The sequence below is a fragment of the Streptomyces sp. NBC_01508 genome (assembly GCF_045040315.1).
Classification (GTDB): Bacteria; Actinomycetota; Actinomycetes; order Streptomycetales; family Streptomycetaceae; genus Streptomyces.
In genome coordinates this window covers 7,272,172-7,296,112 of the sequence record NZ_CP109419.1, presented here as the reverse complement: position 1 = coordinate 7,296,112, position 23,941 = coordinate 7,272,172, and the positions used below count along the sequence as shown (strand labels likewise).

Genomic DNA, 23,941 nt, shown 5'->3' with positions numbered 1-23,941 from the left:
TTGTCGTACGAAGGGTGGCCGGAATCAGCGGATTCAGAGGGGCTTTCGGCCGAGCATGCGGTTCGCCCGCGTCCCGACGCCCCATGCGGTGACCCGCCAGAGCGCCTCCACGAGGATGTCCCGGCTCATCTTGGAGTCGCCCAGCTCGCGGTCGACGAAGGTGATCGGCACTTCCACGACATGGCAGCCGGCCTCGACGGCGCGGCGGGCGAGGTCGACCTGGAAGCAGTAGCCCTGGGAGGCGACCTCGTCCAGGCCGAGCCGGTCGAGCGTCTCCGTACGGAAGGCGCGGAACCCGCCGGTGATGTCGCGCAGTGGCAGGCCGAGCAGCGCCCGTGAGTACGTGCTGCCGCCGCGGGAGATCATCTCCCGGGTCCTCGGCCAGTTCACCACCCGGCCGCCGGGCACCCAGCGCGAGCCGAGCACGAGGTCGGCGGCCTTGAGCGCGGTCAGCAGCCGGGGCAGTTCCTCGGGCTGGTGGGAGCCGTCGGCGTCCATCTCGACCAGAACGCCGTAGCCATGCTCCATGCCCCAGTGGAAGCCCGCCAGATAGGCCGCCCCCAGCCCTTCCTTGCCCTTGCGGTGCAGGACGTTGACCTGGCTGTCGTCGGCGGCGAGTTCGTCGGCGACCTTTCCGGTGCCGTCGGGGCTGTTGTCGTCGGCCACGAGGATGTCGGCCTCCGGGACCGCCGCGCGCACGCGGCTGACGGTCCGTTTGATGTTCTCCGCCTCGTTGAAGGTCGGGATGATCACCAAGGCTGCGCCGAGCGGGCCGTACTGCCTCTGACCACCGTCGTTCACAACTGCCCCTTAATCGCCGTACGCAGAAGTACCACCTTAGCGAGCACGGGAGGGGTGACGGTCCACACAGCGGTGGGGTGTCGTACGGGGAAACGACGCGGACGGCCGGAATCCGACCGTGGGCCGGCCGGGCAGCAGATCCGGGGTCTGCGGATCGGGTCCCGGCGTCCTTCGGGCCGACCTGGGACCCGCCGGCTGCGAGTCGACCGAAAGCCGTTGTCTACTGAACGCCGGGGCCCTACCCGGGTCGCACCCGCCGGCCGGCAGAAACCTTCCCTCGCCCCCGAGGCGCGGGCGCTGAACCTGGCTCCCAGTGGTGGTGCGCCGGTGCGGCACACCACCCCATGACCCAGCGGCGTTCGACGACTGCGTGGGAGTTGCCGGTCGGACGTCCTTTGGTGGACCCGGCCGAACCTACCGGCCCGTGTGTGCTTGCTGTCAATACTCCCCCGACCTGCGGCAATTACCTGTTTCAGCAGGTCAGCGGGGAAGATCCGCTGGTCGCGACAGTGGCTGGGAAGCATCGGTCGGCGGTACGGAAACGCGGGTACATCACTCGTTCGGTCGCACGAACACCGTTCGTCCGCCCACCACGGTCCGCAGACAGACCGGCAGGGCGGCGCCCGGGGTGAGATCGGGCAGGCCGGGCGTGCCCGAACGCGGGTCCGTGGACCAGCGGGAGACCCGGTCGTCGGGGGCCTGGACGATCAGCTCCTCGGTGCGCCAGAGCGCGTAGTCGGCGGGCGCGCCGGGCACAAGCACCCCCGTGTCGTCCCGGCCGACGGCGCGCCCGCCGCCGCGCGTATGGGCGGTGAAGGCGGCGCGTACGGAGATCCGGTGAGCGGGGGTGCGGTGGAAGGCGGCGGCCCTGATCGTGCCCCACGGGTCGAGGGCGGTGACCGGGCTGTCCGAGCCGAAGGCGAGCGGGACGCCCGCGCGCAGCAGGGCGGCGTACGGGTTGAGCGTGCCGGCGCGCGCCTGGCCGAGCCGGTCGGCGTACATGCCCGCCGTACCGCCCCACGCCGCGTCGAAGGCGGGCTGGACGGAGGCGGTGAGGCCGAGTTCGGCGAAGGCGGCGACGGTCTCGGGGGTCAGCATCTCGGCATGCTCGACCCGGTGGCGGGCGGCCCGGATCCGGGCGAGGCCGAGCGTCTGGGCGGCGGTGCGCGTCCCGGCGACGACCGCGTCGATCGCGGCGTCCCCGATGGCGTGAAAGCCGGCCTGGAGCCCGGCCTCCGTGCAGGCCGTGACATGGGCGGCGATGTCGGCCGCGTCGAGATGCGCGGCGCCGGTGTGGGGCGCGTCCGCGTACGGCTCGCGCAGCCAGGCGGTGTGCGAACCGAGGGAACCGTCCACGAAGAGGTCGCCCGCCGCGCCGACGGCGCCGAGTTCGCGGATCCGTGCCGCGCCCTTGGCGTCGCTGATCCGCTCGGCCCAGTAGCCGTGAACGCGCGGGCCCGGCTCGTCCTCGGCGAGCCGGAGCAGCCCGGTGAAGTCGTCCTCGGCGGAGATGTCGGGGCCGGCGCACTCGTGGAGCGTGCCGACGCCGAGCGACGCGGCGCGGGCGCGGGCGACGCGCTGCGCCTCGGTGCGCTGGGCGGGGGTCACGGCGGCGTGTGCGGCGGCGCGTACGGCGTGGTGGGCGTCGCCGGTCAGCGGTGCGTCCAGATGGAAACCGGCCAATTCGGTGATGCCCGGCACCCGGTCGAGGAGCGCGGTGGTCACCACGGCCGAGTGGACGTCGACGCGCGTCAGGTAGAGCGGCCGGCCGCCGGCCGCCTCGTCCAGTTCGGCACGGGAGGGGGCACGGCGCTCGGGCCAGCGCGCGGCGTCCCAGCCGTGTCCGAGGAGCACCCGGTCGCCGGGGTGCGCGGTGTGGTGGGCGCGTACGAGGGCGAGCGCGTCGCGGAGCGTTCGGGCGCCGGACAGGTCGAGTCCGGTGAGGGCGAGGCCCGTGGCGGTGGTGTGGACGTGCGCGTCGGTGAACGCGGGGGTGACGAGGGCGCCTTCGAGGTCGACGGTCTCGTCCACGCCGGAGGCGAAGGAGTCGGCGGCGCCTTCGGAGCCGACCCAGGCGACGTGGCCGCGTTCGACGACCATCGCCGTGGCGAAGGGATCGGCGGGGCTGTGGACGTCTCCACCGCGCAGCAGCACGGTGCGGGGTTCGCTCTGGGGGGCGGCGCGATCGTTCATGCCGACCAGTCTCCCGCCTCGCGGGACGTGCGGGGCACGCAGGGGTACGACGTGACCGGGTCCGCCCGGTGGGCGGTTTCGCCCTCGAACGCGGGACGGGCCGGATCTGCCCGCCTGCGAGTCCCCCCGGCGAGTGAGCCGAGGGCCAGGCGCCCCGGCGAGTGAGCCGAGCCCCTAAAAGTGCGGCCCCCTCGCCTCGTACGGGGTGGACAGGACGACCGTCGTACGGGTGGAGACGCCGGCCAGCGTGCGGATGCGGGACAGCAGGTTTTCCAGGTCCAGCGGCGTGGCCACCCGCACCTTCAGGATGTAGTTCTCCTCACCGGCCACGCTGTGGCACGCCTCGATCTCGGGGATCGGGGCGAGCCGGTCCGCGATGTCGTCCGGCGCGCTGGGGTCGAACGGTTTGACCGAGATGAACGCGGTCAGCGGCAGGCCGACGGCTTCCGGGTCGACGACGGCGGCGTAGCCCCGTACGACTCCGCGCTGCTCCAGCCTGCGGACGCGCTGGTGCACCGCCGAGGTGGACAGGCCGGTGGCCTTGCCCAGGTCGGTGTAGCTCATCCGCCCGTCCTTGACGAGCAACTCCACGATCTGACGATCCAACTCCTCCATGCGGATCAACCTATTGCCCGAGGTCGCTTCCGGCACAGTCGACGGCGTACCGGATCGTCACCCGCGCCGGTCATGTGACGAACACCACAGGCATGTCACGGGGTCGGTCGAGACCTCACGGTTACCCGCGTCGCGCGACGGGAATTGCTTGCTGTGGTCGAGGCCGCACGTGGCTGGTCGGCCCACCCGAGGGGGAGTGTCTCCATGCAGAGCCTGAAGCGCGCCGGACGTACCGAACCGGAGCCCGTTGATCCCGTCGAGGCCGATGAACTCGACTTCTACGACACCTTCGAGATGTTCCGGGTCGTGTGCCCGGACTGCTCCCAGCCGATCGCCCTGCTGGCGGACGAGGACAGCCTGCCGGAGCACGCGCTGTGCCCCAGCCCGTGGAATCCGTTCGTGCTCACCGTGTGCGCGGGTACGGGCCGTTCGGCCGCGGACGCCCGGCCGGCCGACGAATCGCTCGATGCCCAGGAGCAGGACACCGCGCTGCTGCTGACGCTCCCTCAGGGCCTGGACTGGCGGACGCAGCCGTTCTCCCATGCGGGCGGCCCGAGTTCACGCCCGTTCAAGATGCCGCAGCCGCTCAGGCACGCCGCCTGACGCCCCATCACCTGCCGTTCGAGCTGACCACTCGTCAACCCACCTGATCCGTCCGCCGGTTGACCGCGACCGACGGACGGGGCCGGTATGGCTGACGGGAGTTCAGCGGGTCTCGGGCGGCCCCGTGAGGTGCCGGGCGATCACCATGCGCTGGATCTGGTTGGTGCCTTCGACGATCTGGAGCACCTTCGCCTCGCGCATGTAGCGCTCGACGGGGAAGTCGGCGGTGTAGCCGTAGCCGCCGAGCACCTGAATGGCGTCCGTGGTGACCTGCATCGCGGCGTCCGTGCAGAACAGCTTCGCCATCGCCGCCTGCCGGGAGAACGGCAGGCCCGCGTCGCGCAGTCGCGCCGCCGCGAGGTACAGGGCCCGCCCCGCCTCGATACGGGTGGCCATGTCGGCGAGCATGAAGCGCAGCCCCTGGAAGTCGGCGATGGGGCGGCCGAACTGCCGGCGTCCCGTCGCGTACTCCACGGCCTCGTCGAGGGCCGCCTGGGCGACGCCCACGGCGCAGGCGGCGATCCCGAGGCGGCCCGAGTCCAGCGCGGAGAGGGCGATCGCGAATCCCTGCCCCTCGTCGCCGATCCGGCGGTCGTCGCCGATCCGGACGCCGTCGAAGTGGAGTTGGGCGGTGGGTGAGCCCTTCATGCCCATCTTCTTCTCGGGCGCGGCGGCGACCAGCCCGTCCGCGTCGCCGGGCACCAGGAAGGCCGAGATACCGCCGGCGCCCTGGCCCCCGGTGCGCGCGAGCACGGTGTAGAAGTCGGCGACGCCGCCATGGGTGATCCAGGCTTTGGTGCCGGTGATCACCCAGTCGTCGCCGTCCCTGACGGCCTTCGTGGACAGGGAGGCCGCGTCGGAGCCGGAGGCGGGCTCGGAGAGGCAGTACGCGCCGAGCAGGCCGCCGCCCAGCATGGCGGGGAGGTGCTTGGCCCGCTGGCCGGGGGTGCCGTACGCGGCGAGCGCGTGGCAGGCCAGCGAGTGGACGCTGACGCCGAGGCCGATGGTGAGACGGGCCGCGGCGAGCTCTTCGAGGACCTGGAGGTAGACCTCGTACGGCTGGTCGCCGCCGCCGTGTGCACCGTCGTACGGAAGGCCGAGCAGACCCGATTCGGAGAGGAGGGAGAAGTTCTCCCGGGGGAAGTGCCCCGCCTCCTCCTCTTCGGCGGCCCGGGGGGCGATCTCCCGCTCAATGATGTCGCGTACGAGTGCGAGCAGGTCCCTGGACTCCTCGGTGGGCAACTGACGTTCCACCGGTCGCGGGGCGCGGTCGGGCATGGCGGCGCTCTCCTCCCTGTCGGGCACTACGGCGGTCGCGCACGCAGGGTGTGGCGGCGCCGCCGGTCGGGGCCCGGGGGTGTCCCCGGACCGGGAATACTGCCCAGCCGATGCTGCCTTCCCGGATCACGGGCGCGGCTGACCAGCGGCTGTGGCGCGTTGAGTATGCCCGATCGGCGGGGTGCAGTCACGGGAGGCCGGTCCTCGCCCCTGCCCTCGCCCCGGCTCCCGGGAAATTGGTCCGAACCATTGACCCACTGGTCTAGTCCTTCTACCGTCCCCGTGAACACATTTCGCGTTCATGCCAAGTCAATGGCATGGACCTCGTTCTCCCTCCCCACGAGGAGACCTCATGTTCGGACCCCACCGTCCCCGCGCCCGTTTCCGGGCGCTCATCGCCGCGGCGTGTACCGCCGTTCTCGGCGTGTCCCTGCTCGCCGGCGCCGGTACCGCGGCGGCGGACCAGGAGAAGGCCCCGGCGGCCCCCACTGCCGCCGGCGAGAAAGTCATCGGATACTTCGCCAACTGGGGTGTTTACAACCGCAATTACCACGTCAAGAACATTCAGACCTCCGGGTCGGCCGCCAAGCTGACGCACATCAACTACGCGTTCGGCAACGTCCAGGGCGGCAAGTGCACCATCGGTGACGCCTTCGCCGACTACGAGAAGTCCTACACCGCCGACCAGAGCGTCGACGGAGTCGCCGACACCTGGGACCAGCCGCTGCGCGGCAACTTCAACCAGCTGCGCAAGCTCAAGGCCGCGAACCCCGGCCTCAAGGTGATCTGGTCGTTCGGCGGCTGGACCTGGTCCGGCGGCTTCGGCGAGGCGGCGAAGAACCCCGCCGCGTTCGCCAAGTCCTGCCACGACCTGGTCGAGGACCCGCGCTGGGCCGATGTCTTCGACGGCATCGACATCGACTGGGAGTACCCGAACGCCTGCGGCCTGACCTGCGACACCAGCGGGCCCGACGCCTTCACGAACATGGTGTCGGCGCTCCGTACGCAATTCGGCGGCGCCAGCCTGGTCACAGCGGCCATCACCGCCGACGGGTCCGAGGGCGGCAAGATCGACGCCACCAACTACGGCGCGGCGGCCCAGTATCTCGACTGGTACCTGCCGATGACGTACGACTTCTTCGGCGCCTGGGCCGCGCAGGGTCCGACGGCTCCGCACTCGCCGCTCACCTCCTACCCGGGCATCCCGCAGGAGGGCTTCAACTCCGACGCGGCGATCACCAAGCTGAAGGCCAAGGGCGTTCCCGCCGAGAAGATGCTGCTCGGCATCGGCTTCTACGGGCGCGGCTGGACCGGGGTCACCCAGTCCGAGCCGGGGGGTACGGCGACGGGCGCGGCTCCCGGCAAGTACGAGGCGGGCATCGAGGACTACAAGATCCTCAAGAACAGCTGCCCGGCCAACGGCACCGTGGCCGGTACGGCGTACGCGCACTGCGGCAACAACTGGTGGAGCTACGACACCCCCGCCACCATCGGCACCAAGATGCGGTACAAGAACCAGCAGGGCCTGGGAGGCACCTTCTTCTGGGAGCTCAGCGGCGACACGGCCGACGGTGAGCTGATCAAGGCGATCAACTGACCTGACAGGTCAGCTGTCCCGTCCTCGGGCGCCGGACGGGCTCATCGCCCCGTCCGGCGCTCGGCCACGCACCGGTCACCGGCCCGTGTACGGGTGGAAGTCCGGGTCCGGCGGGGGTGCGGGGCACTCAGGCGCGAACTCCGCGATCGTGTCGAGCGTGTGCCGCAGCATCCGCACCAGCAGATCGCGCGGGATCTCCCGGGTCAGCTCCTCGCGGTGCTCCAGCCATTCGAGAGTCAGCCACTCGACGCTGCTGAGCCAGCCCAGCAGGGCGAGTTCGGCGATCGTCGGGATCTCCTCGCGGCCGTACGCGCCTTCGACGACGGTGGCGACCAGTCCCGTACGCACCGTGTCGCGGATCGCCTGCACCTCGGTGTCGAAACCGACGCCACCGGTGACGATCGTCCGGTAGGCGGCCTCGTTGAACTCGGCGAAACGCAGATACGCCTCGACGGTGCGCCGTACGCGCTGGGTGGTCGGCAGGTCGCCGCCACCCGACGCGAGCGAGACCAGCTCCAGCACCGAGTCCTCGATGATGGCGAGGTAGTAGCCGCGCTTGCTCTTGAAGTAGTAGTAGATCAGCCCTTTGGCGACGCCCGCGTGCTGGGCGATGTCGTCCATCGACAGCGCGTCGTACGACGTGTTCGCGAACAACTTCCGGCCGGTGGCGATGAGTTCGGAACGGCGCTGCTGCGCCCGCTCGCTCTCGCCACGCCGCTGCCTGTCGCTCACGTCCGCGTGTCCCAAGTCTCGTCCGGCACAGAGGATCCGAAGTATCGCAGACCGCTGTCGGCGGCCGGCCCGGCCGGCGCGGAGAAGCCGGACCGGCCGGGCTGGTGGGACGGCTCGCTCAGCGCACGCCGACGGCCTGAAGCGCCTTGCGCTGCGCGGCGGTGGGCTCCACGGGCCAGTAGAGGTAGCAGACGCCGCCGGTGCCGGACACCACCTTGCCCGAGGCGTTGTACCGCTTGGTCCGCAGCCAGATGTTCTCCCACTCGCGGCGTTTGTAGACCCTGCGTACGGCCGCGTTGCTCGGCGAGGCCGGGTCGTTGGCGATCACGTCGCCGGCGGCCGTGAAGCCGATCACGGTCATCAGGTGGCCGGAGGTGCCGTAGCCCGCGCCGGTCAGCTCGGCGGCCAGGAAGGACTGCGAGGTGATGACCGGGATGCCCGCGCGGATCAGCCGCTCGACGTCGGTGAGCGAGCCGAGCCGGGTCACGACGGCGTTCATGTCCTTGTAGCTCGTCGCGTACGCGGCGTTGAACGGCCAGTTGCCGCAGCCGTCGTACTGGTAGTCGAAGGTGTAGCGGGCCGCGTGGCAGACCTGCGGATCGGCGAAGTCCGGGTTCACCCACGCCAGATCGGCGGCGGTGGGCTTCCGGCCCCAGTACTCGATGATCATCTGCGAGGAGGTGGGGCTGCACCAGGCCTCGCCGCCGTTGTCGTACTCCGGATACTGGCCGATGTGCGTGTTCTGCGAGTAGCGCGGCACGGTCAGCTCGCGCGCCATCTGGTGCGCGGCGGCCGGGACGGTGAAGCGGTCGGGGATGTCCGAGGCCATCGCGCCGACCCGCCGGACCGTGGGCGTGAGCGTCGTGCCCGGCTTGCGGTGGAGCGTGAGGCGGAGCTGGTACGACGCGAGGCGAAGGCCGCTCGCGACGTCGTCGATGCCGAACGTGTCGGTCCAGATGGTGCTGCGGTCGTCCGTCTGGCCGTCGACGGACGTACGGCGGATGTCGCCGTCGCCGGACGCCCAGCGGCCCATGACGTACCAGGGGGTCGCCGTGCCGTCGGAGTAGGTGCCGCGCAGCTCGGTCTGGATCCAGGTGCCCGCGGGGGTCTCCGCGTTCCAGGAGGCGATCGCCTCGGTGGCCGGGACCTTGGAGCGGTGGACGGGCGAGGTCCAGGTCGCGTACTCCCAGGTGCTGGTCTTCCCGGTGTGCGGGTCCAGGTAGTCGGTGCTGCCCGCGGGGGTGGCGATGACCAGGCCGGACCGGCTGCCGGAGAGGACCTTCGTACCGTTGGCCTTGCCGCCGCGCCAGTCGGTGTACGAGCTCCAGAACCGGTTGTCCACGGGGGTGCCCGCTCGGTGGTGGGCGGCCGGAGGGCCGGAGCGGGCGGGCGGTGCGGAGGGCGCGGCGGCCAGGGCGGGCGCGGCGGCGGAGAGCGCTCCGGCGCCGGCCGCGACGAGGGCGGTGGCGAGCACCGTACGGCGCGACGCCGGGCCGTTCGGGGAGGAAGCTGGACTGTTCATGGGACCCCCGGGTCACTGGTCTGGTGCACGACAGTTCCGTCAACTATCGCGGGTCCCGGACGGCTTCGGCCAGCGATTCGTCTCGCGTCGCCGGACCAATATTGGTCTCCACCATTGACATGCACACACCTCATGAGCCCGCGCCGGACCGCGCCTGACGGCCACCGATCCCGGGCCGCCCGGGTCCCGGCCCGCCCGTGCGTAGGGTGGGCCGGGTGGACGACCTCACCGAAGCCGCCCTGACCCTGCGTGCGCTGCCGCCCTCCTGCGGCCCGGTACGGATGGTCGCGGTCGACGGCCACGCCGGCTCGGGGAAGAGCACCTTCGCCGCGCGGCTCGCCGCCGCGCTCGGCGGCGCACCCGTGCTGCACCTGGACGACCTGGCCACACACGACGCGTTCTTCGACTGGACGGAGCGGCTCGCCGACGACGTGCTCGGTCCGCTCGCGCGGGGCGCGACCGCGCGGTACGCGCCGTACGACTGGACGCTGCGGCGCTTCCGTACGCCCCGCCCGCTGCTTCCCGCGCCGGTCGTGCTGATCGAGGGGGTGGGCGCGGGCCGGGCGGCGGTGCGGCCGTGGCTCGCGAGGCTGCTGTGGATGGACCGGGGCGCCGAGGAGTCCTGGCGGCGGGGCCGCGAGCGCGACGGATCGGACCTGTCGGCCTTCTGGGACGGCTGGACGCGGGCGGAGACGCGCCATTTCGCGGCCGATCCCTCGCGTCCGTACGCGGATGCTCTGGTGCGTGAGTGGCAGCAGGGGTACAAGTGGCTCCCTGGAACTCCTGCGATAGCGCCACAGGTTGAACCTGTCACCTACGGTGACCGGTTGTCCCCACCGTACTGAGCAGTCGGAAATCAGCCTCGAAGGTGCCTCAACTCGGCTTGACCAAGGGGTGGGACAGGTCTTACGTTCTCAATGTGCGGCTTTTCGGAGCCGCCCCCAGACGCGAAGCCCCCGGTTGTTCCCCCGTGATCGGGGGCTTCGTTCTGCCCTCTTCGCCTCCTCCCGGCGCCGTCTCCCACTCAGCGATCACCCTGGGTCACCGGTGCGGGCGGGACGGCCGCTCCCTTAGTCGCGCACCCTCTGCGCAGGTACGATGCCGCTTGGTGGGTTGGTCAGGGTCAATTCCCGTCCACGACAAGGTGGTTCAGCACGCTCTGCCGACGGGCGCCCGCCCGGCGGGACATCACGGGGGCATGGTTTGTGGGGGGCCGGATGGACATCGGCACGCAGGGCGCTCAAGCCCCGGCCGATCTCGCGTGGGTGCGTGGTGTGGATGCCTACACGATGGGGGCGTATCCACAGGCGGAGGAGGAGTTCCGGGAGGCCGTACGGCTCGATCCCGGAATGGCCGACGGCTGGCTCGGGCTGCACGCGCTCCGGGTCGACACCACGACCGCGCTGCTGCACATGTACCGCCACCGTGACCGCTTCGGCGAGCAGCGCTCGCGCCACCGCCGCACGCTCAACTCCTGGTACTGGCTGGGCTGGTGGGTGCAGCCCGTGCTGGAGAGCCGGCGCGATCTGCTGCTCGCGCACGCCTCGCACTGGCTCGACGGCCGGCATGTGCCCGAGCTGGACCGGGCACTCGCCGGGCTGCCGCCCGTGGACGCCGACCCGCATGTGCGCTTCCTGCACGCCTGCCGCGCCTATCTGGTCAAGGACTGGGACCAGTTGGTGCGCCACACCGAATCCCTCGTCAACGACCCGCTGCTGGGCATCGAGGCGGGCCTCTTCGGCGGTATGGCGCGGGTCCGGCTTGAGATGTACGGGCAGGCCGAGCCGCTGCTCTCGACCTCGCTGATGCGCTGCCGCAGCGAGCAGCCGCAGCGCAAGGAGCTGCGCTACTGGCTGGCCCGCGCGCACGAGGGGACGGGGCGCAGCGCCGCCGCGCTGCCGCTGTACCGGGCCGTGCACCGTATCGACCCCACCTTCATGGACACCGCCGCCCGGCTCGCGGCTATCACCGACTCCGACGGGTACGACGGAGCGGACGAGTCGGCCGGTCTCGCGTCGGTCGCGCCCGCCCGCTTCGGTCAGGACACACTGGACGCGCAGGCCGACGGCGAGTTCCCGCAGAACCCCGACCCGAGGCCGGGCGTCGACAGCCAGTCCCCCTTCGGGGTGGGTGTCCCGGCGGATCCGGTGGACCCGGCGGACGGGATACGCGAGAAGGCGGTCGTACCGGCGCAGCCCGCTCCCCCGCAGTTCCCCGACCGCCCGACCGACCCGGCCCTGCTCGCCGAGGCGCTGGCCGAGCTGGAGCGGATGGTCGGGCTGGAACCGGTGAAGCGCCAGGTCAAGGCGTTGTCCGCACAGCTCAACATGGCGCGGTTACGGGCCGGCCAGGGGCTGCCCGTGCAGCCGCCGAAGCGGCACTTCGTCTTCTCCGGGCCCTCGGGCACCGGCAAGACGACCGTCGCGCGCATCCTCGGCCGGGTCTTCTACGCGCTCGGGCTGCTCGGCGGTGACCATCTGGTCGAGGCCCAACGGGCCGATCTGGTCGGGGAGTTCCTGGGCCAGACGGCGGTGAAGGCGAACGAGCTGATCGACTCGGCGATCGGCGGGGTGCTGTTCGTCGACGAGGCGTACAGCCTCGCCAACTCCGGTTACAGCAAGGGCGACGCGTACGGCGACGAGGCCCTTCAGGTGCTGCTGAAGCGCGCGGAGGACAACCGGAACCATCTCGTGGTGATACTGGCCGGCTACCCGGAGGGCATGGACCGGCTGCTCGCCACCAACCCCGGTCTCTCCTCCCGCTTCACGACGCGCGTCGACTTCCCGAGCTACCGGCCCCTCGAACTGACCGCGATCGGCCAGGTGCTGGCCGCCGAGAACGACGACGTGTGGGATGAGGAGGCGCTGGACGAGCTGCGCAGCATCAGCGGCCACGTGGTCGACCAGGGCTGGATCGACGAGCTGGGCAACGGCCGCTTCCTGCGCACGCTGTACGAGAAGAGCTGCGCGTACCGCGATCTGCGGCTCTCGGGCTACAGCAGCACACCGGGCCGCGACGATCTGGCCACGCTGCGGCTGCCGGATCTGATGCAGGCGTACGGCGAGGTGCTGTCGGGCCGGGGGCCGGCCGGCCGGGGGCGCGGGCCGGTGGATCCGCCGCCCCCCTGACCCGGGGGCCGAGAAGGGCGGCGGGCGCTCAGTGCGCCAGGACCTGGTCCGACGGGTCGGGCGGGCCGGCGGTACCGGCGGTGCGCAGCGGCACCGGCCGTGCCGCCGCCCGGTGGGACGGGTCCCGTACCTCCCCTACGAGCGTTTCCAGTACGTCCTCCAGCGCGACGAGCCCCAGCACCCGGCCCGACGCGTCGGCGACCTGGGCGAGGTGGGTGGCGGCCCGGCGCATGACGGTGAGGGCGTCGTCCAGCGGCAGCTCGGCCCGCAGGGTCGTCATCGGCCGCCAGACGTGCTGCGGTACGGCGCGCTCCCGCTCCTCCAGGTCGAGGACGTCCTTGACGTGGACGTACCCCATGAAGACCCCGGTGTTGTCGGCGCAGACCGGGAAGCGGGAGAAGCCGGTGCGTACCGTCAGCTCCTCGATCTCGCGGGGTGTGACGGCGGGCGTGACCGTCACCAGTCCGGCCCGGGTGAGCAGGACGTCGGTGACCGGCCGGGAGCCCAGCTCCAGGGCGTCCTCCAGCCGCTCCTGCTGCGCCGGTTCGAGGAGACCGGCCTGGCCGGAGTCCTCCACGAGGCGGTTGAGCTGTTCGCTGGTGAAGACGGCCTCCACCTCGTCCTTCGGCTCGACGCCGAAGGCCCGCAGGACCAGGCCGGCGCAGGCACCGAGGGCCGCGGTGACGGGGCGGCAGAGCCGGGCGAAGCCGACGAGACCGGGGCTGAGCCAGATCGCGGTCTTCTCCGGCGCGGCCATGGCGAGGTTCTTCGGGACCATCTCGCCGATGACGAGGTGCAGGAAGACGACCGCGGCGAGGGCGACGAAGAAGCCCAGCGGATGGATCAGGCCCTCGGGCACATGGGCCGCGTGGAAGAGCGGTTCGAGGAGACGGGCCACGGTGGGCTCGGCGACGGCGCCGAGCGTCAGGGAGCAGATGGTGATGCCGAACTGCGCGGCGGCCATCATCTGCGGAAGGTTCTCCAGACCGTGCAGCACCTGCCGGGCGCGCGCCGAACCCTGGGCGGCCAGGGGTTCGATCTGGCTGCGGCGTACGGAGACGAGCGCGAACTCGGCTCCGACGAAGAATCCGTTGGCGAGGACGAGCAGGACGGCGAAGAGAAGCTGGAGGACGCTCACCGGGCCGCCTCCGCCTTCGCCGGGGCGGGTGCGGAAGGGAGTGCGGAAGCGGGGGCGACCGTCGCGGCGGCGGCCGCTGTGACCGTCGCCGTGGCCGGGACTCCGGCCGGGGTCGGCGGGGGTTCGGCCGATACGGCGGCCGACGCGGCCGAGGCCGCGACCGGGACCGGGACCGGGATGTCGCCGGTGCGCACCATCCGCACCCGCTCCGCCCGGTAGCGCCCGACCTGCCGGACGGACAGCCGCCAGCCGGGCAGCTCCGCCCGGTCGCCCGGCGCGGGGATACGGCCCAGCAGGTCGGCGACCAGTCCGGCCACCGTCTCGTACGGCCCGTCGGGCACTTCGAGCCCTATCCGCTGGAGGGTGAGGACGCGGCAGCTGCCCTCGGCGTCCCACGTGGGGCGTCCGTCGTCGGTGGCGACGGAGGCGAGTTCGGGCCGTCCGTCGCCCTCGCTGTCGTGCTCGTCCAGAACCTCGCCGACCAGTTCCTCGATGATGTCCTCAAGGGTGACGACTCCCGCCGTACCGCCGTACTCGTCCACGACGACGGCGATGGGCTGTTCGCTGCGCAGCCGCTCCAGGAGCTGCTGCACGGGCAGCGTCTCGGGCACGAGCTGGGCCTGCGCACAGATCCGGCCGACCGGCACCCGCTGCCGCTCGTGCGCGGGAACGGCGAGCGCGTCCTTGAGGTGGGCCATGCCGACGATCTCGTCGATGCGCTCGTGGTAGACGGGGAAGCGCGACAGACCGGTGGCGCGGGTCAGGTTGAGTACGTCGGCCGCGGTCGCGTCCGACTGGAGCGCTATGACCTTCACGCGCGGGGTCATGACGTGCTGGGTGGTGAGGTGGCCGAGGGACAGGGTCCGTACGAACAGGTCCGCCGTGTCCTGTTCGAGGGCGCCGGCCAGCGCGGAGTGGCGAGCCAGCGAGACCAGTTCACCGGGGGTACGGGCCGAGGCCAGCTCGTCGGTCGGCTCGACGCCGAACAGCCGCACCAGCCGGTTGGCCACCGTGTTGAGCAGGGTGATCACGGGCCGGAAGACGGTGGCGAACAGGTGCTGCGGTCCCGCGACGAAGCGCGCGACCTGCAACGGCCGGGAGACCGCCCAGTTCTTCGGTACGAGTTCGCCGATGACCATCTGGACGGCGGAGGCGAGAAGCACGCCGATCACCACGGCGACACCGGGCACGGCCCCTTCGGGGAGACCCGTGGCCGTGAGCGGGCCGTCGAGCAGCCGGGCGAGCGCGGGCTCGGCGAGCATGCCGACGACGAGTGAGGTGATGGTGATGCCGAGCTGGGTGCCGGACAGCTGGAAGGACAGCTCCCGCAGGGCGCGGACGACGGCGCGGGCGCGGCGGTCGCCCGCCGCCGCCGCGCGCTCGGCGTCCGGCCGGTCCACGGTCACGAGACCGAACTCGGCCGCCACGAAGAATCCGTTGGCGAGGATGAGAAGGAATGCCGCGGCGAGCAGCAGAAGGGGGATGGTCATGCCGCCGCCTCTTCGAAGGCGGCGGCGCAGGTACTACCGGATGATCCGTCCATTGCTGGAGGGAGTCACTCCTCGGGTCGCAGGATGCCCCGCGGGCCGGTACTCACGGCCGTCGGATGCGGGGCGGGGCGCGCTCGGCGCCTCCGTCCCCAGGGTAGCCACTGGGACGGGCACCGCAATGTTCACGCGGGACCGGTGTCCGTGGCGGTGTCGGTGGCGCTGTCGGTGTCCGCCGCCTTACCCGCGCCGGTACCGCGCGACTCCGCGAGGGCGCGCAGGGTCCGCGCGTCGCGTACCGCCTTCTGCTTGGCGACACCTGGCTGGATGCCGAGCGCGGGCAGACTGGTGCCGTCACTCAGGTCCAGGAAGACCCACGCGTCGCCGACCCGCAGATTGACGCGGACGATCTCCGCCCACTCCAGCCGCCGGGTACGGGTGAGATTGACCACGGTGACGCCCGTGTCGTCGGCGACGACCTTGGGGCGGCTCAGCAGGACCAGCACGCCGAAGAAGAGCAGCCCGACGAAGACGAAGCTGACGCGCTCGCCCGCGTTCAGCTTCTCCAGCAGCAGGGACATCGCCGTGATGACGACGAGCATGACCGTGCCGACGGACAGCAGGACGGCCCGGGTGCCGTTCGGCCGGAACGTCACGGGCAGGGCGGGCAGGGCGGGGAGTTCGGGGCGGGGGGCCGGCACGGGCATCAGGTCGGTGTCCTTCACAGGCGGCAGGCGTGGATGGCCGTGGTGAGGATGGCGCGGGCGCCCAGCTCGTACAGGTCGTCCATGATCCGCTGCGCCTCCCTGGCCGGGACCATCGCGCGGACGGCGACCCAGCCCTCGTTGTGCAGCGGCGAGATGGTCGGCGACTCCAGGCCGGGTGTGAGGGCGACGGCGCGCTCCAGGTGCTCGGCGCGGCAGTCGTAGTCCATCATCACGTACGTACGGGCGACCAGGACGCCCTGGAGGCGGCGCAGGAACTGCTGGACCTTCGGATCGTCGGCGTCCGCGCCGTTGCGGCGGACGACGATCGCCTCGGACTTCATGATCGGCTCGTCGACGACTTCGAGTCCGGCGTTGCGCATCGAGGTGCCGGTCTCCACCACGTCGGCGATGATCTGCGCGACGCCCAGCTCGATCGCCGTCTCGACGGCGCCGTCGAGGTGGACGACGGAGGCGTCCACGCCCTTGTCGGCGAGGTACTTGACGACGATGCCTTCGTAGGAGGTGGCGATCGTCAGCCCGCCGAAGTCGGCGACGGAGCCGGCCGTGCCGGGCTTCGCCGCGAAGCGGAAGGTGGAGCGGGCGAACCCGAGCGGCAGGATCTCCTCGGCGCCGGCGCCCGAGTCGAGCAGCAGGTCACGTCCGGTGATGCCGATGTCGAGCCGGCCGGAACTCACGTAGATCGCGATGTCACGCGGGCGGAGGTAGAAGAACTCGACCTCGTTCTCGGGGTCGACCAGGACGAGTTCCTTGGACTCCTTGCGCTGCTGGTAGCCCGCCTCATGGAGCATCGCCGACGCTGCCCCGGAGAGTGATCCCTTGTTGGGGACGGCGATACGCAGCATGAGAGCGGCTTCCTTACGTATGCGTGGCAGCGGGGGAACGAGCGCACGGTGAACGGTGATCGGGGTGGGACCCGGGCGGCGCGGCTGTGCGCCCGCGCGCCCGGAGCCGTACGTCGATGAGGGTGGTGCTCAGAGATGGGAGTAGACGTCGTCGAGCGAGATCCCGCGGGCGACCATCATCACCTGGACGTGGTACAGCAGCTGCGAGATCTCCTCGGCGGTGGCTTCGGGGCCCTCGTACTCGGCCGCCATCCACACCTCGGCGGCCTCTTCGACGACCTTCTTACCGATGGCATGCACTCCCTTGTCCACCAGTTCGGCGGTGCGGGAGGTGCTGGGGTCGCCCGTGGCGGCCTTCTGCTGGAGCTCGGTGAAGAGCTCCTCGAACGTCTTCGACATGGTGACGCCTAGCCTACGCGGTCCGGCCGGGCCGTCAGCGCCAGGGTTCGGCGACGGTACGCAGGGTGGCCGCCGTGGCGACGGCGGCGGTGACGGCCTCGTGCCCCTTGTCCTCGCGGGAGCCCTCCAGTCCCGCCCGGTCCAGCGCCTGTTCCTCGGTGTCGCAGGTCAGTACGCCGAATCCGACCGGGACCCCGGTGTCGATCGAGACCTTGGTCAGGCCGTGGGTGACGCCCTGGCACACGTAGTCGAAGTGGGGGGTTCCGCCGCGGATGACGACGCCGAGGGCGACGACGGCGTCGTAGCCGCGGTCGGCGAGGACCTTGGCGACGACGGGCAGCTCGAAGCTGCCGGGGACCCTGAGCAGGGTCGGCTCGTCGATGCCCAGTTCCCGCAGCGCGCGCAGGGCGCCGGCGACGAGTCCGTCCATGACCTTCTCGTGCCACTGGGCCGCGATGACCGCAACCCGCAGGTCGCCGCAGTTGCGGACGGACAGTTCGGGTGCACCCTTGCCGCTCATGTCTCTCCTGTTGTTCCGGTACTTCGATGGGGGCTGGTGGTTACTGGTTGCCGCAGGCCGAGGTGGCCGCCGGGTCCAGCCAGGGCAGTTCGTGCCCCATCCGGTCCCGCTTGGTCCGCAGGTAACGCAGGTTGTGCTCGCCCGCCTGGACGGGCATGGGCTCGCGGGCTGTCACGTCAAGGCCGTGCCGGGTCAACGCGTCGATCTTGTCGGGGTTGTTGGTCATCAGCCGCAGGCTGCGCACGCCGAGGTCGTCGAGGATCCGCGCCCCGGCCGCGTAGTCCCGCGCGTCGGCGGGCAGACCGAGTTCCAGGTTGGCGTCGAGGGTGTCGCGCCCGCGCTCCTGGAGTTCGTACGCGCGCAGCTTGGACAGCAGGCCGATACCGCGTCCCTCGTGGCCGCGCAGATAGACCACGACGCCGCGGCCGGCCTCCGTGACGCGCCGCATCGACGCCTGGAGCTGCGGGCCGCAGTCGCAGCGCTGCGAGGAGAAGATGTCGCCCGTCAGGCACTCGGAGTGGACCCGGACGAGCACATCGGCGCCGTCGCCGATGTCGCCGTGGACGAGGGCGACGTGTTCGACGCCGTCGACGGTGGACCGGTAGCCGAACGCGGTGAACTCGCCGTACGCCGTGGGCAGACTGATCTCGGCCTCGCGGCGGACGGTGGGCTCCGCCGTACGCCGGTACGCGATCAGGTCCTCGATGGAGATGATCGTCAGACCGTGCTTGCGCGCGAACGGGATCAGCTCCGGCAGCCGGAGCATCACGCCGTCCTCGCCGGCGATCTCGACGACCACCCCGGCCGGGCGCAGCCCCGCCAGGCGCGCCAGGTCGACCGCCGCCTCGGTGTGGCCGTTGCGGGCGAGCACCCCGCCGGGCTTGGCGCGCAGCGGGAAGATATGGCCGGGGCGGACGAAGTCACCGGGTCCGGCGGCGTCGCCGGCGAGCAGGCGCAGTGTGGCGGCGCGGTCGGCGGCCGAGATGCCGGTGGTGACGCCGTGGGCCGGTGTCGCGTCCACGGTGACGGTGAACGCGGTGCGCATCGACTCGGTGTTGTGGTCGACCATCTGCGGCAGTTCGAGCCGGTCCAGGTCCGCGCCGTCCATGGGGGCGCAGATCATTCCGCGGCACTCGCGCATCATGAAGGCGACGATCTCGGGGGTCGCCTTCTCGGCGGCGATCACGAGGTCGCCCTCGTTCTCGCGGTCCTCGTCGTCCACGACCACGACGGGCCGGCCCGCCGCGATGTCGATGATCGCGCGTTCCACGGGGTCGAGGGCGAAGTCCTCGATGTTGTCGGTGGAGTACCAGGTGGGCTGTGCGGTCATGCTGCTGCTCCTTCCAGAGCCGGGGCGGAGACGCGGGTGCGCAGCCACCAGTCACGCAGTCCCCACAGGACGAGGCCGAGGTAGACGACGTACACGAAGCCGGAGAAGGCGAGTCCGCTGCTGAAGGCGAGCGGTACGCCGACGAGGTCGACCAGGAGCCAGGCGAACCAGAACTCCACCAGGCCGCGTGCCTGGGCGACCATCGCGGTGAGGGTGCCGACGAAGATGTACGCGTCGGGCCAGGGGTTCCAGGACAGGTCGGGTACGGCGGTGAACAGGGCGCCGACGGCGAGGGTGCCCAGTGCCGTAGCGCCGAGGAGCAGCCAGCGCTCGGGCCAGGTGGCGAACCGTACGGCGATGGTGCCGATCGAGCCGTCGGTGTCTCGCTGCCTGCCGCGCTGCCACATCCGCCAGCCCCACAACGCCACGCCGATGACGAGGAGTTGTTTGCCGACGCCGCCGCTGAGGTGTGCCGAGGCGTAGGCGGCGACCAGGATGAGGCCGGACAGGAGCTGCGCGGGCCAGGTCAGGATCGAGCGGCGCCAGCCGAGTGCGAGGGCGATCAGGCCGATGGAGTTGCCGATCATGTCGGACCAGATGATGTGCTGGCCGAAGGCCGTGAACGCCTCCGCGTTCAGCCATGGCAGGTCCGGCCAGGAGGGCAGGGCGCTCACCGGACCGGCCCCTGACCGTCCGGGGCGGGGAAGGTCAGCAGCCGCTCCACGTACTTGGCGATGACGTCGACTTCGAGGTTGACCGGGTCGCCGGGCTTCTTGATGCCGAGGGTGGTCAGCGCGAGGGTGGTGGGGATGAGGCTGACGGTGAAGTGGTCCGCTCGCGCGTCGACCACCGTGAGGCTGACGCCGTCGACGGTGATGGACCCCTTCTCGACCACGTAGCGGGTGAGGTCGGCGGGCAGCGAGATCGTGACGATCTCCCAGTGCTCGGACGCCGTGCGGTCCACGACCGTGCCGGTGCCGTCGACATGGCCCTGGACGATGTGTCCGCCGAGCCGGCCGCCGACGGCCATGGGCCGTTCCAGGTTGACCCGTGAGCCGGGGGCGAGCGCGCCGAGGCTGGAGCGGTCGAGCGTCTCGGCCATCACGTCGGCGGTGAACTCGCCCTCGGCGAGGTCGACCACGGTGAGGCAGACGCCGTTGACGGCGATCGAGTCGCCGTGTTTGGCGCCTTCGGTGACGGCGGGGCCGCGCAGCCGGAAGCGGGAGGAGTCGCCGAGGTTCTCGACGGCGGTGACCTCACCCAGTTCTTCGACGATTCCGGTGAACACTCAACGCTCCTTGGGAGTTGACACGGCCGTTGTTCCGGCGACGGCCGCCGGGACGGATTCGGGTGTGGCGGTGACGCGGAGATCGGGGCCGACGCGCACGGTCTCGGTCATCCGCAGACGCAACGCCCGCGTGAGGGTGGTGATTCCGGCGTCGCCGAGAGCGGCGGGTCCCGCGCCCAGCAGGACGGGCGCGAGATAGCCGACGACCTGGTCGACGGCCCCGGCCGCGACGAAGGCACCGGCCAACGTCGGTCCGCCTTCGAGGAGTACGGAGCGGACGCCGCGGGCGTGCAGCTCGGCGAGCAGCGCGGGGACGGACAGACCCCGCTCGGCGCGCGGCAGCCGTACGACGTCCACGGGTTCCCCGCCGGGCGGCCCGGCGGCCTTGAGGTGCGTCGTGTCCGCGTCGTCGGCGACGGCGATCAGGGTGGGCGCGGCACCGTCCAGGACGCGGGCTCCCGGCCGTACGGCGGTGGCCTCGGTGTCCACGACGACCCGCAGCGGCTGGACGGCGCCCTCGACGCCGCGCACCGCGAGGTGCGGGTCGTCCGCGCGTGCGGTGCCCGAGCCGACGACGACCGCGTCGGACCCGGCGCGCAGCCGGTGGACGTCGGCGCGGGACTCGGCGGAGGTGATCCAGCGGCTGGTGCTGTCGGCCGCCGCGATCCGGCCGTCGAGCGTGGCGGCGTACTTCCACCGGACGTGGGGGCGGCCGAGCCGTACGGAGGTGAGCCAGGCCGCGTTGCCCGCCTCGGCCTCGTCGGCGAGCAGCCCCCGCTCGACCCGTACGCCGGCCGCCCGCAGGGTGTCGGCGCCGCCGGTCGCCCGGAGGTCCGGGTCGCCGACCGCGTACACGACGCGGGCGATCCCGGCCGCGATGAGCGCCTGGGAGCAGGGCCCGGTGCGGCCGGTGTGGTCGCACGGTTCGAGGGTGACGTACGCGGTGCCGCCGGCGGCCCGGCCGCCGGCCGCGCGCAGGGCGTGGACCTCCGCGTGCGGGCCGCCGGCCCGCTGGTGGAATCCCTCGCCCGCGGGCTGTCCGGCGGCGTCGAGGATCACGCATCCGACGACCGGATTGGGGCTGGTGGCGCCGAGTGCGCGGGCGGCGAGCGCGATCGCTCGGCGCATGGCGTCCATGTCGGCCGTGGTGGTGGCCACCGGGTCCTCCCTGCCTCTGGGGCACGGACTCCGGGGCCTGTCGATGACGACAGAGAAACGGGCAGCGCACACGGCGACGCCAAGACCGGTGAACGGAACGCCCGAGGACGATCCGCCGACGGCGGCATACCGGTGACGGCCCGCCGCGCACTGCCTCCCATCCGGACTTTCACCGTCGGTCCAGGAGTTTCACCTGGTCAACCGGCCGCTGGAAGCGGTCGGGTCGCGGACTGTAACCGCCGGTTCGGAATTGCACCGACCCCGGAGTGCGCTGCTGCTGGTACGCGACCAGTGTGCCACGCCTGATCGCCGGCCATCGAGGGCCGGTCTGTGCCCTGACTCACAGACGCCGGGCGGCGGGGGCGGACGATCCGGACACGGAGCGGACGGGCGTGACCTGGCGCCGCGGCGCGGAGTCGCACCCTGTCGTCGCCCGGTGCGTCACACGCTGGCAGGCTTGGGCCATGGCAACAATCCTCGTGACCGGTGGTACGGGAACAGTCGGCAGACAGGTCGTGGACCGGCTGCGCACGGACGAGCACAACGTCCGGGTGCTGAGCCGCAGTTCACAGCCGTACGCCGTCGATCTGCGCGACGACGACAGCAGGAGGCTGGACGAGGCGCTGAGGGGCGTGGACGTGGTCGTCCACTGCGCCTCCTCGCAGCGCGGCGGTGACGACAGGGCGGCGGCACATCTGGTGGAGGCGGCCGTACGGGCGGCGATTCCGCATCTCGTCTGCATCTCGATCGTCGGGGTCGACCGGCTGCCGCTCGGCTACTTCCGGACCAAGCGGATCGTCGAGCGGATGATCGAGGATTCGGGGCTCGGCTGGACGATTCTGCGCACGACCCACTTCCACGACCTGGTGCTGCGGATGCTGGAGGGCGCGACGAAACTGCCGCTGGCCGCCCTGCTGCCCGCGCAGGTCAGTCTCCAGCCGATCGGCTCGGCGGAGGTCGCTTCGCGACTGGCGGACCTGGCCACGCGCCCGCCGTCGGGCCGGGTGCCCGACCTCGGGGGGCCCGAGGTCCGCACGCTCCAGGACCTGGCCGAGGCGTATCTGCGGGCGACGGGCCACCGGCGACGGCTGCTGGCGATGCCGCTCTTCGGCAAGGCGTACGCGGGCTACCGCCGGGGCGATCATCTGACGCCCGAACGGGCCGTGGGCAAGGAGACGTTCGAGGACTTCCTGGCGACGCGGAAGGTGTGAGCGCAAGGTGTGAGCGCAAGGTGTGAAGGGGGGATCCGGGTGGGCCGGTTCGGGGTGGCGGAAGGACGCCGCCGCCGTCAGACCGGTGGGGCGAACAGCTCGTTCTGGGCCGCGTCCCGCGCCGTGAGCAGCGCCCCGCGCAGCACGGCCGCGCCTCCCAGGGAACTCGCCACAACCTCCGTACGGAGGGGGGACATCTCCGCCAGGCGGGCCTCGACGCGCGATGCCAGCGCCGCACCGCCCGCCTGGCCGACCTCGCCCCCCAGGACCACCCTGCCCGGGTCGAGTACGGCGCTGATGGCCGCGACGCCGACCGCGAGCGACGCGGCGAGGGCATCGAGGAAGGCGTCGCCCGCGGCGCCCGCCGTGAGCGCGGCGCGCACGACGGCCGCGGCGGGCGGCTCCTGCGGGCCGGGGGCGGCGAACAGACCGTGGCGCGCGGCGAGTTCACAGATGGCCGCCGAGCCGGCGAGCGTGTAGAACCCGCCGTCGCAGCCGGTGGCCGAGGGCAGCGCCGAGGTCCCCGGCACGGGCAGGAAGCCGATCTCGCCGGCGCCGCCCGACGCGCCTCGCCGGACCTTGCCGTCCAGCACGAGCGCGGCGCCCACGCCGAAGCCCAGCCACAGCAGTACGAAGGTGCCCGCGCCCTGATCGCGGGCGGCGCCGACGCGCTGTTCGGCGACGGCGGCGAGATTGGTCTCGTTCTCCACGAGGACGGTGGCGGGCAGGCGTTCCTGGAGCGCGGCGACAAGTCTGCGGTGCCAGGCGGGCACTCCGGTGGATTCGCGGAGTTCGCCGGTCACCGGGTCGATCAGGCCGGGCGCGCCGATGCCGACGCTGTGCAGCCGTACGGCGCCCGCTTCGCGGGCCGTGCGCTCCAGCAGGGCCGCCGCGCCCTCGACGGCCGGTTCGATGCCGGTGTCGCTGCCGATGGGGAGCACCGCCTCGGCGAGGGTCGCCCCGAGGAGGTCGCTGACGACGACGGCGACGCTCTGCGTCCGTACGTCGAGCGCCGCGAGGTGGGCCCGGTCGGCGACCAGCCCGTACAGGCGCGCGTTGGGGCCGCGGCGGCTGCCGCCGGCCTCGCCGACCACCCTGACCAGGCCGGAGCCTTGCAGCCGCTCCACGAGGTCGGCGACGGTGGGCCGGGAGAGCCCGGTGAGTATCTTGAGCTGCCCCGCCGTCAACGGGCCTTCGTCCTGGAGGAGTTCCAGGGCGAGGCGGTCGTTGATGGCCCGTGCAGTGCTCGGGGATGCGGCCATGCGTGGATCCTTCCAGATCGCTGCGGATCTCATTGCCCATACTGCCGCCTATTTATCAGGCAGGGTTCCTGATAGTTTACTGCCGCACTGTTGGAACGGCGCCGGCGCG

Annotated in this window: 22 protein-coding genes and 1 riboswitch; of the genes, 5 read left to right on the top strand and 17 right to left on the bottom strand. The window is 71.9% G+C overall.

Annotated features, from left to right (window positions below):
* Positions 1–33 precede the first annotated feature (33 nt).
* The 3 genes from OG700_RS33710 to OG700_RS33700 all read right to left on the bottom strand — a co-directional run bounded on the left by OG700_RS33710 (position 34) and on the right by OG700_RS33700 (position 3,609).
* Positions 34–801, bottom strand: a complete 768-nt coding sequence (locus OG700_RS33710; protein ID WP_405620262.1) for a polyprenol monophosphomannose synthase — start codon at positions 799–801, stop codon at positions 34–36.
* 552 nt (positions 802–1,353) lie between these two features.
* Complete coding sequence (locus tag OG700_RS33705; protein WP_405620260.1) at positions 1,354–2,994, bottom strand: amidohydrolase; 1,641 nt, start codon at positions 2,992–2,994, stop codon at positions 1,354–1,356.
* Between the two features lie 174 nt (positions 2,995–3,168).
* Positions 3,169–3,609 (bottom strand): Lrp/AsnC family transcriptional regulator, encoded by a 441-nt coding sequence (locus OG700_RS33700; RefSeq protein ID WP_405620258.1) that lies wholly within the window; start codon positions 3,607–3,609, stop codon positions 3,169–3,171.
* Between the two features lie 204 nt (positions 3,610–3,813).
* Between OG700_RS33700 and OG700_RS33695 the strand changes: the two genes are divergently transcribed.
* Positions 3,814–4,212, top strand: a complete 399-nt coding sequence (locus OG700_RS33695) for a hypothetical protein (protein ID WP_405620256.1) — start codon at positions 3,814–3,816, stop codon at positions 4,210–4,212.
* 102 nt (positions 4,213–4,314) lie between these two features.
* Here the strand turns inward: OG700_RS33695 and OG700_RS33690 are convergent, their stop codons facing one another.
* Positions 4,315–5,490, bottom strand: coding sequence for an acyl-CoA dehydrogenase family protein (locus OG700_RS33690; RefSeq protein WP_405620254.1), 1,176 nt, complete (start codon positions 5,488–5,490; stop codon positions 4,315–4,317).
* Positions 5,491–5,842: 352 nt separating this feature from the next.
* On the opposite strand from OG700_RS33690, the gene OG700_RS33685 reads away from it, so the two are divergent.
* Complete coding sequence (locus OG700_RS33685; RefSeq protein ID WP_405620252.1) at positions 5,843–7,087, top strand: glycoside hydrolase family 18 protein; 1,245 nt, start codon at positions 5,843–5,845, stop codon at positions 7,085–7,087.
* 75 nt (positions 7,088–7,162) lie between these two features.
* Here OG700_RS33685 and OG700_RS33680 read toward each other — a convergent pair whose 3' ends face one another.
* A complete protein-coding gene (locus OG700_RS33680) occupies positions 7,163–7,819 on the bottom strand; it encodes a TetR/AcrR family transcriptional regulator (RefSeq protein ID WP_405620250.1) in 657 nt (218 codons plus the stop codon).
* Between the two features lie 118 nt (positions 7,820–7,937).
* On the bottom strand, positions 7,938–9,341 hold the full coding sequence (locus OG700_RS33675; RefSeq protein ID WP_405620248.1) for a peptidase C39 family protein: 1,404 nt from the start codon (positions 9,339–9,341) through the stop codon (positions 7,938–7,940).
* A gap of 215 nt (positions 9,342–9,556) precedes the next feature.
* Here OG700_RS33675 and OG700_RS33670 point away from each other — a divergent pair, with 215 nt between their 5' ends.
* Both OG700_RS33670 and OG700_RS33665 read left to right on the top strand, forming a co-directional pair.
* Positions 9,557–10,186 carry a uridine kinase gene (locus OG700_RS33670; protein ID WP_405620246.1) on the top strand — a complete coding sequence of 210 codons (630 nt, stop codon included), beginning with the start codon at positions 9,557–9,559 and terminating at the stop codon, positions 10,184–10,186.
* A 372-nt stretch (positions 10,187–10,558) separates the two neighbouring features.
* Positions 10,559–12,469, top strand: coding sequence for an AAA family ATPase (locus tag OG700_RS33665; protein WP_405620244.1), 1,911 nt, complete (start codon positions 10,559–10,561; stop codon positions 12,467–12,469).
* Positions 12,470–12,497: 28 nt separating this feature from the next.
* Here the strand turns inward: OG700_RS33665 and OG700_RS33660 are convergent, their stop codons facing one another.
* The 10 genes from OG700_RS33660 to ribD form a co-directional block, all read right to left on the bottom strand.
* Positions 12,498–13,607: a hemolysin family protein gene (locus OG700_RS33660; protein WP_405620242.1), complete on the bottom strand. Its 1,110-nt coding sequence runs from the start codon at positions 13,605–13,607 to the stop codon at positions 12,498–12,500.
* Positions 13,604–15,097 (bottom strand): hemolysin family protein, encoded by a 1,494-nt coding sequence (locus tag OG700_RS33655; RefSeq protein ID WP_405620240.1) that lies wholly within the window; start codon positions 15,095–15,097, stop codon positions 13,604–13,606. Before OG700_RS33655 ends, OG700_RS33660 begins: the two co-directional genes overlap by 4 nt.
* 182 nt (positions 15,098–15,279) lie before the next feature.
* Positions 15,280–15,801: a PH domain-containing protein gene (locus OG700_RS33650; protein ID WP_405620238.1), complete on the bottom strand. Its 522-nt coding sequence runs from the start codon at positions 15,799–15,801 to the stop codon at positions 15,280–15,282.
* 14 nt (positions 15,802–15,815) lie between these two features.
* Positions 15,816–16,664 carry an ATP phosphoribosyltransferase gene (gene hisG / locus OG700_RS33645; protein ID WP_405620236.1) on the bottom strand — a complete coding sequence of 283 codons (849 nt, stop codon included), beginning with the start codon at positions 16,662–16,664 and terminating at the stop codon, positions 15,816–15,818.
* Between the two features lie 129 nt (positions 16,665–16,793).
* Positions 16,794–17,063, bottom strand: a complete 270-nt coding sequence (locus OG700_RS33640; RefSeq protein WP_078079905.1) for a phosphoribosyl-ATP diphosphatase — start codon at positions 17,061–17,063, stop codon at positions 16,794–16,796.
* Between the two features lie 34 nt (positions 17,064–17,097).
* Positions 17,098–17,583, bottom strand: coding sequence for a 6,7-dimethyl-8-ribityllumazine synthase (gene ribH, locus OG700_RS33635; protein ID WP_405620233.1), 486 nt, complete (start codon positions 17,581–17,583; stop codon positions 17,098–17,100).
* A gap of 40 nt (positions 17,584–17,623) precedes the next feature.
* Positions 17,624–18,913 (bottom strand): bifunctional 3,4-dihydroxy-2-butanone-4-phosphate synthase/GTP cyclohydrolase II, encoded by a 1,290-nt coding sequence (locus OG700_RS33630; protein WP_405620231.1) that lies wholly within the window; start codon positions 18,911–18,913, stop codon positions 17,624–17,626.
* Positions 18,910–19,500, bottom strand: a complete 591-nt coding sequence (locus OG700_RS33625) for a nicotinamide riboside transporter PnuC (protein WP_405622179.1) — start codon at positions 19,498–19,500, stop codon at positions 18,910–18,912. Before OG700_RS33625 ends, OG700_RS33630 begins: the two co-directional genes overlap by 4 nt.
* A gap of 83 nt (positions 19,501–19,583) precedes the next feature.
* On the bottom strand, positions 19,584–20,201 hold the full coding sequence (locus OG700_RS33620) for a riboflavin synthase (RefSeq protein WP_405620229.1): 618 nt from the start codon (positions 20,199–20,201) through the stop codon (positions 19,584–19,586).
* Entirely contained in the window at positions 20,202–21,338 is a 1,137-nt protein-coding gene (ribD, locus tag OG700_RS33615) for a bifunctional diaminohydroxyphosphoribosylaminopyrimidine deaminase/5-amino-6-(5-phosphoribosylamino)uracil reductase RibD (RefSeq protein WP_405622177.1), read from the bottom strand. It abuts the gene before it with no gap.
* A 164-nt stretch (positions 21,339–21,502) separates the two neighbouring features.
* Positions 21,503–21,633, bottom strand: a riboswitch (FMN riboswitch).
* Between the two features lie 190 nt (positions 21,634–21,823).
* On the opposite strand from ribD, the gene OG700_RS33610 reads away from it, so the two are divergent.
* Complete coding sequence (locus tag OG700_RS33610) at positions 21,824–22,570, top strand: SDR family oxidoreductase (protein WP_405620227.1); 747 nt, start codon at positions 21,824–21,826, stop codon at positions 22,568–22,570.
* Between the two features lie 77 nt (positions 22,571–22,647).
* On the opposite strand, the gene OG700_RS33605 is transcribed toward OG700_RS33610, so the two are convergent.
* Positions 22,648–23,832, bottom strand: coding sequence for an ROK family transcriptional regulator (locus OG700_RS33605; RefSeq protein ID WP_405620225.1), 1,185 nt, complete (start codon positions 23,830–23,832; stop codon positions 22,648–22,650).
* Between the last annotated feature and the right edge of the window lie 109 nt (positions 23,833–23,941).